The 6,517-nt window shown below is 74.5% G+C and carries 5 protein-coding genes; 2 read left to right on the forward strand and 3 right to left on the reverse strand.

The features are described 5' to 3' along the window. Window positions 1-273: 273 nt before the first annotated feature. Complete coding sequence (locus KDL28_RS29320; RefSeq protein WP_252443801.1) at window positions 274-1,308, reverse strand: hemolysin family protein; 1,035 nt, start codon at window positions 1,306-1,308, stop codon at window positions 274-276. Next, window positions 1,305-2,696 (reverse strand): hemolysin family protein, encoded by a 1,392-nt coding sequence (locus KDL28_RS29325; RefSeq protein WP_252443803.1) that lies wholly within the window; start codon window positions 2,694-2,696, stop codon window positions 1,305-1,307. The genes KDL28_RS29320 and KDL28_RS29325 overlap by 4 nt, the downstream gene beginning before the upstream one ends. Window positions 2,697-2,952: 256 nt before the next feature. Here KDL28_RS29325 and KDL28_RS29330 point away from each other — a divergent pair, with 256 nt between their 5' ends. Together KDL28_RS29330 and KDL28_RS29335 are read left to right on the forward strand one after the other, a co-directional pair. Continuing rightward, a complete protein-coding gene (locus tag KDL28_RS29330) occupies window positions 2,953-4,320 on the forward strand; it encodes an aldehyde dehydrogenase family protein (RefSeq protein WP_252443805.1) in 1,368 nt (455 codons plus the stop codon). A 59-nt stretch (window positions 4,321-4,379) separates the two neighbouring features. Further along, window positions 4,380-5,816, forward strand: coding sequence for an aldehyde dehydrogenase family protein (locus KDL28_RS29335; RefSeq protein WP_252443806.1), 1,437 nt, complete (start codon window positions 4,380-4,382; stop codon window positions 5,814-5,816). 5 nt (window positions 5,817-5,821) lie between these two features. Here KDL28_RS29335 and KDL28_RS29340 read toward each other — a convergent pair whose 3' ends face one another. After that, window positions 5,822-6,403 carry a hypothetical protein gene (locus KDL28_RS29340; protein WP_252443808.1) on the reverse strand — a complete coding sequence of 194 codons (582 nt, stop codon included), beginning with the start codon at window positions 6,401-6,403 and terminating at the stop codon, window positions 5,822-5,824. Window positions 6,404-6,517 lie beyond the last annotated feature (114 nt).

The following is a 6,517-nucleotide window of genomic DNA, read 5'->3' on the forward strand; positions in this document are numbered from 1 at the left end:
GCAATCGGGCCGTTCCGCGGCGGACGCTACACCGACGGGGAGATCGGCGAATCCGGGTTACCGGCGCCGACCGGACCGCTCGACCCCGCCGGACGCCCGCCCGCGCGTCAACGACGGGCGCTCGGCGCAGCGGCGCCGCTGCGCCGCAGGTCGCGGCCTTCCCACCGGTTGGCGCAGACCCGCCAGCCGCAGCAGCGGACCGCACAGCGGCGGTCGCGCACGGCGCTGCGATGCGACCACCGCCGCCGCGACCACCGCCGCGACCGCCCCGCCTCAGCGGGCGCCCGTCTCGTCGAACAGCTGCGGATCGGGCAGCAGCCGGTCGAGCAGGTCCTGCATCGTGACCATCCCCAGCAGCCGGTCGCCGTCCTCGACGAGCGCGAACTGGTTGCGCCCGCGGCGCAGCGTGCTCAACGCGTCGTGCACGGGCACGTCGGCGGGCAGGGTGGGCACCGGGCGCATCAACCGCGCGGCGGTCGCCCCCGGCTCGACGGCCAGCGTGTCGCGGACGTGCACGACACCGACCGCGTCGCCGCCCCGGCGCACCAGCAGCCGCAGGTGCCCGCTCTCCCGGGAGACCTCCCGCACGCGGTCGACGGTGTCGTCGGCGTCCACCGCGCTGATCTCCGCCGCCGGCCGCACCAGGGTGCGCAGCACGGCGGTGTCCAGCTCCAGCGCGGCGAGCAACTGGTCGCGGCGCTCGCGGTCGAGCGCACCGGCCCGCGCGGAGTGGTCGACCAGCTCGCGCAGCGTCTCCGGGTTGCGCCCGGCGGCCACCTCGTCCACCGGTTCCACCCCGACGGCCCGCAGGCAGCGGTTGGCCAGGCCGTTCAGCGCCACCAGCAGCGGCCGGGTGACGACCATGAACGCGCGCATCGGCAGGGCCAGCAGCGTCGCCGAGCGCTCGGGGTGCGCGATGGCCCACGACTTGGGCGCCATCTCCCCCACCACCAGGTGCAGGAACGTCACCACCAGCAGCGACAGCACGAACGCGAGCACGTCGGAGGTGGCGGCGGGCAGGCCCCAGCCCTCCAGCAGCGGCACGAACAGGTCGTGCACCGCGGGCTTGGCCACCGCGCCGAGCCCGAGCGTGCACAGCGTGATGCCCAGCTGCGAGCCGGCCAGCAGCAGCGACAGGTCGCGGGAGCTGCGCAGCGCGGCGCGGGCCGACGCGCTGGTCTGCGCGGCCTCCTCCAGCCGGTAGCGGCGGGCCGCGACCAGCGCGAACTCGATCGCCACGAAGAACGCGCTCAGCGCGATGAGGGCCGCGCCGACCAGCAGCGACCCGACCGGTCCGATGCCGCTCACGACCGGCTCCCCTCGGTGACGCCCTCACGGGCGGAATCGCGCTCGGGGTCGGGGTCGAGCCAGCGCACCTCGAGCGTCTCGGCGACGCGGCGCTGCACCGTGCGGACCGTCAGCCCCAGCACCCGCTCCGGCTCGTCGGTGGCCCCGCGCAACGGCACCTCCACGGTGTCGCCGGGCTCGGGCAGCCGACCGAGCCGGCTGGTCAGCAGGCCGCCGATGGTCGTGTAGTCGCCCTCGGGCAGGTCGTGGTCGATCAGCCGCTCGACCTCGTCGACGTGCATGGAACCGGACACCTGCCACCCGTCGCGGCCGGTCTTCGGCCCGGTGTCGACGCCGGCCGGGTCGTGCTCGTCGGTGATCTCCCCGACCAGCTCCTCCGCGACGTCCTCGACGGTGATCACGCCGGCCAGCCCGCCGTACTCGTCGAGCACGCAGGCCAGCTCGTCGCCGGTGTCGCGCAACTGCTCCAGCACCGCGGGCAGCGGCAGCGACTCCGGGACGAACACCGGCGGGCGCATCACGTCGCGCACGGTGCGCTCGGCGGCCTCCTCGGCGGTGAGGGCGAGGACGGCGCGCAGGTGCACGACGCCGATGACGTCGTCGACGCCGTCGCCGGTGACGGGGTAGCGGGAGTGCCCGCGCGCCATCTGGGCCACCAGGTCGGGCAGCGGCACGTCGGCGGCGACGGTGCCCACGCGCGGGCGCGGGATCATGGCCTCGCGCGCGGTGCGGTCGGTGAAGTCGAGGACCCGGTCGAGCAGGGTCGACAGCCCCACCGGCAGCTCGCCCTGCTCGCGGGACTCGTCGATGATCGCTTCGAGGTCGCGCGGGGTCGCGGCGTGCTCGACGTCGTGCACGGGCTCGATCCGCACGGCCTTGAGCAGCAGGTTGGACGCCGCGTCGAAGACGTGGATGAGCCAGCCGAGGACCCGCAGGTAGATCAGGGTGGACAGGGCCAGCGCCCGGGCGACCCGCTCGGGGCGGGCGATGGCCAGGTTCTTGGGGAACAGCTCCCCGAGCACCATCTGCACGACGGTCGCGAGCAGCAGCGCCAGCACCGTGCCGATGGCGACGCCGACAGCGGTGGGGACGCCGGCCACGCCCAGCAGCTCACCGACCCCCTCGCCGATCATCGGCTCGGCCACGTACCCGACCACCAGACCGGTGACCGTGATGCCCAGCTGGGCGCCGGAGAGCATGAACGAGGTGCGCTTGGTGACCGCCAGCGCCCGGCGCGCGCCCGCGTCGCCGGTGGCCGCCGCGGCCCGCAGGCGGGACCGGTCGACGGCCATGAAGCCGAACTCCTGGGCGACGAAGTACCCGGTCAACGCGCTGATGGCGATGACGACGAGCACGCCGAGCAGGATCGTGAGAACGGTACCGGTCACCGCGGCGCCCCCACGGGCCGCGAGCCGTCAGATCGGTGGTGCGTCCGGCGGCTCGCGCCGGTACTGGGGGGATCGTCCATGACCTCTTCCGAGTGGGTGTTCTGTCCGTTTTCAGATCTACCACAGACGGTGGTCGGCAAAACCCCCACCGGGCACAACTCACTCACCGCTCACTCCGTCGAGAACGACGTCGTCGTGATCGACAGGTGCGGACGATCAAGGCGAGATCGTCCTCGACGGGGCCTAGGGTGAGCCGGTGAGCGCGCAGACCATCGACGTCATCGAGCCGGCGACCGAGCAGGTGCTGGAGACCGTCGCGACGACCGATCCCGGCGAGCTGGACGCCATCGTCGCCCGGGCCCGCGCCGCCCAGCGGGAGTGGCACGCGGCCGCCCCGCGCGACCGGGCGCAGGCGCTGCGCCGCATCGCCGACGGGCTGGAGGCCGAGCTCGACGAGCTGGCCCGGCTGGAGGCCCGCAACGTCGGCATGCCGATCGGCGACGCGCGGTTCTGCGTGCAGTCCGCGGCCGACACCTTCCGCTACTGCTCCGCCGGGCCCGAGCGGCTGCTCGGGGAGACCATCCCGGTCGCGGGCGGGGTGGACATGACGTTCCGCGAGCCGATCGGCGTGGTCGGGCTGATCACCCCGTGGAACTTCCCGCTGATGATCGAGAGCTGGAAGGTGGCGCCCGCGCTGGCCGCGGGCAACGGGGTCGTGCTCAAGCCCTCGGAGCTGACCCCGCTCACGGCGCACGCGCTGGCCCGCATCGGCGCCGCCGCCGGGCTGCCCGACGGGCTGTTCACCGTCATCCACGGCGAGGGCCCGACGGTCGGGCGCGCGCTGGTCGACCACCCGGGCATCGGCAAGATCGGGTTCACCGGGTCGACCGCGGTGGGCAAGGACATCGCCCGCCGGGCCGCGGAGAAGATCGCCCGCGTCACCCTGGAGCTGGGCGGGAAGTCCGCCTCGGTCGTCTTCGCCGACGCCGACCTGCGCGCCGCCGCCGACGGCCTGCGCGGCGCGGTGTTCGGCAACTCCGGCCAGGACTGCTGCGCCCGCTCGCGGGTGTTCGTCCAGCGCCCGGCCGTGGAGGAGTTCCTGGGGCTGCTCGACGAGGTGGTCGCCGGCACGGTCGTCGGCGACCCGCTCGACGAGGCCACCCACATGGGCCCGCTCATCTCGGCGAAGCAACGCGACCGCGTCCGCGGCTACGTCGACGGCGCCCCCGTGCGCACCACCGGCTCCGCGCCGGACGGGCCGGGCTACTGGTTCGCCCCGACCGTCCTGCACCCCATCGCCGACGACCACCCCGCGGCCCGCGAGGAGATCTTCGGCCCGGTCGTGTCGGTGCTGCCGTTCGACACCGAGGACGAGGCCGTCACCCGGGCCAACGACTCGGTGTACGGGCTGGCCGGCTCGATCTGGACCGGCGACGCGCAGCGCTCGCTGCGGGTGGCCCGCCGGATCGACGCCGGGGCGCTCGCGGTGAACTCCTACAGCGGGGTGCGGGTGCACACGCCGTTCGGCGGGTTCAAGCAGTCCGGGACCGGGCGCGAGCTGGGGCCGCACGCGGTGGAGAGCTACACCGAGGTCAAGAACGTGTTCTTCAGCACCGGGACCTGAACGGACGTCCAGGCGGTCGGCCCATCGTCGGGGCCGGTGCCCGGTGCTTGTATGAGGGCATGGCAACTCCAGCGGTGGAACCCGGGTCCGGCACGTCCGCGCACTGGATCGGCGGCGAGCGCGTCGCCGGCGGCGGCGAGGTCATCGAGGTCGTCAACCCCGCCGACGGCTCGATCGTCGGCACCGTGCCCGCCGGCACCGCCGCCGACGTCGACCGCGCGGTCGCCGCGGCCCGGGCGGCACTGCCCGGCTGGGCGGGCACGCCGGTCGAGGAGCGGATCGCCGTCGCCCAGCGCATCTCCCAGGGCCTGCAGGCCCGCGCGGGCGACATCGCCGCCTCGATCACCGCCGAGATGGGCTCGCCGATCTCGTTCTCCCGCACCGTGCAGGTCGGGCTGCCGATCGGCTCGTCGGCCACCGCGGCCGGGGTGGCGGCGAGCTTCCCGTGGACCGAGGAGATCGGCAACTCGCTGGTCGTGCGCGAGCCGATCGGCGTGGTCGGCGCGATCACCCCGTGGAACTACCCGCTGCACCAGGTCGTGGCCAAGGTCGTGCCCGCGCTGATCGCCGGCAACACCGTGGTGCTCAAGCCCACCGAGGTCGCCCCGCTGACCGCGGCGATCCTGGCCGAGGTCGCCGCCGAGGCGGGGCTGCCCGCCGGCGCGTTCAACGTCGTGCACGGCACCGGCCCGGTGGTCGGCGAGGCGATCGCCGCGCACCCCGACGTCGACATGGTCTCCTTCACCGGCTCCACCCGGGCGGGCAAGCGCGTCTCGGTGGTCGCCTCGGACACCGTCAAGCGGGTGGCCCTCGAGCTGGGCGGCAAGTCCGCGAACGTGATCCTCGACGACGCCGACATGGGCAAGGCGGTCAAGGTCGGGCTGGCCAACGCCTGGATCAACGGCGGGCAGACCTGCACCGCGTGGACCCGGATGCTGGTCCCGGCGAGCCGGCACGACGAGATCGTCGAGCAGGTCGTGGCCGCCGCGGCGAAGTACTCGGTCGGCGACCCGACCGAGGAGAAGACCCGGATCGGCCCGATGTCCTCCACCGCCCAGCAGCAGCGGGTCAACGGCTACATCGAGCGCGGTGCCGCCGACGGCGCCACCGTCGCGTTCGGCGGCCCGGGCGCCCCCGAGGGCCTGGAGTCCGGCGCCTACGTCCGCCCCACGATCTTCGCGAACGTCGACCCGAACGCCGTCATCGCCCAGGAGGAGATCTTCGGCCCGGTCCTGTCGGTGATCCCCTACGCCGACGAGGAGCAGGCCGTCGAGATCGCCAACAGCACCGTCTACGGCCTGGCCGGCGCGGTGTTCGGCGAGCAGGAGCACGCCATGGCCGTGGCCCGGCGGCTGCGCACCGGTCAGGTCGACGTCAACGGCGGCACGTTCAACATCGCCGCGCCGTTCGGCGGCTACAAGCAGTCCGGCAACGGCCGCGAGCTCGGCCGCTTCGGGCTGGAGGAGTTCGTGGAGACCAAGTCCATCCAACGCTGACCCGCTCACGACCCCCGCAGCAGGTCGGTGGCGTCCTCGGCGAGCTGCCGGTAGGTCCGCACGCGGTGCTCCAGGGCGGCCCGGGTGAAGCGCTCCGGGTCGGCCCGGCGGGTCTGCCGGCTGCGCTCGGTCCAGAACGCGGTGTCGGGCAGCTCCGCGGCACCCTCGGGCAGGAACCGCAGCACCTCCCCCGCGACGTCGACGGCGAAGCGCCAGGCCAGCAGCGCCTCCTCGCGCAGGTCGTCGCGGCCACCCGTCACGGCCATCTCCGCCTCGACGGCCTGCTCGACGTAGACCTCGGCCATCTCCAACCACTGGCCGGCGTCGATCAGCGTGGACCGGCCCGGACCGAACCGGACCCCGGTGCGGCGGGCCTCGGCGAGGTCGGCGTAGGCGATCGTGATGCCGAACGGCGCGAACCGCCCGCCCGCGCCGTCGGCGCGCAGGATCCAGGAGATCGGGCCCTCGACGAGGGTCGTCCAGCCCTCCGGGTCGCCCGGGTCGTCGGGGCCGAGGCCGCCGTCGGCGCGCAGCAGGTCGAGGTAGAGGTGCGCCTCGACGATCGTCCGTGCCCGCAGCTCGCCCATGCTCCCCCGTCCGACGGGCCCAGTCTCCCCGTCCCGGGGCCGGTGGCGCCCTCCGGGTCAGGGCGGGCGCGCCGGCCCCGGGAGCAGGAGAGCCACTGGCGGGGCCGCCCGCGC

The sequence above is a fragment of the Pseudonocardia humida genome (assembly GCF_023898865.1).
GTDB classification, from domain to species: domain Bacteria; phylum Actinomycetota; class Actinomycetes; order Mycobacteriales; family Pseudonocardiaceae; genus Pseudonocardia; species Pseudonocardia humida.

Coding starts and splice junctions, on each gene's coding strand:
- KDL28_RS29335 (WP_252443806.1), top strand. CDS start 4,380: ATGGCAACTCCAGCGGTGGAACCCGGGTCCGGCACGTCCGCGCACTGG.
- KDL28_RS29340 (WP_252443808.1), bottom strand. CDS start 6,403: ATGGGCGAGCTGCGGGCACGGACGATCGTCGAGGCGCACCTCTACCTC.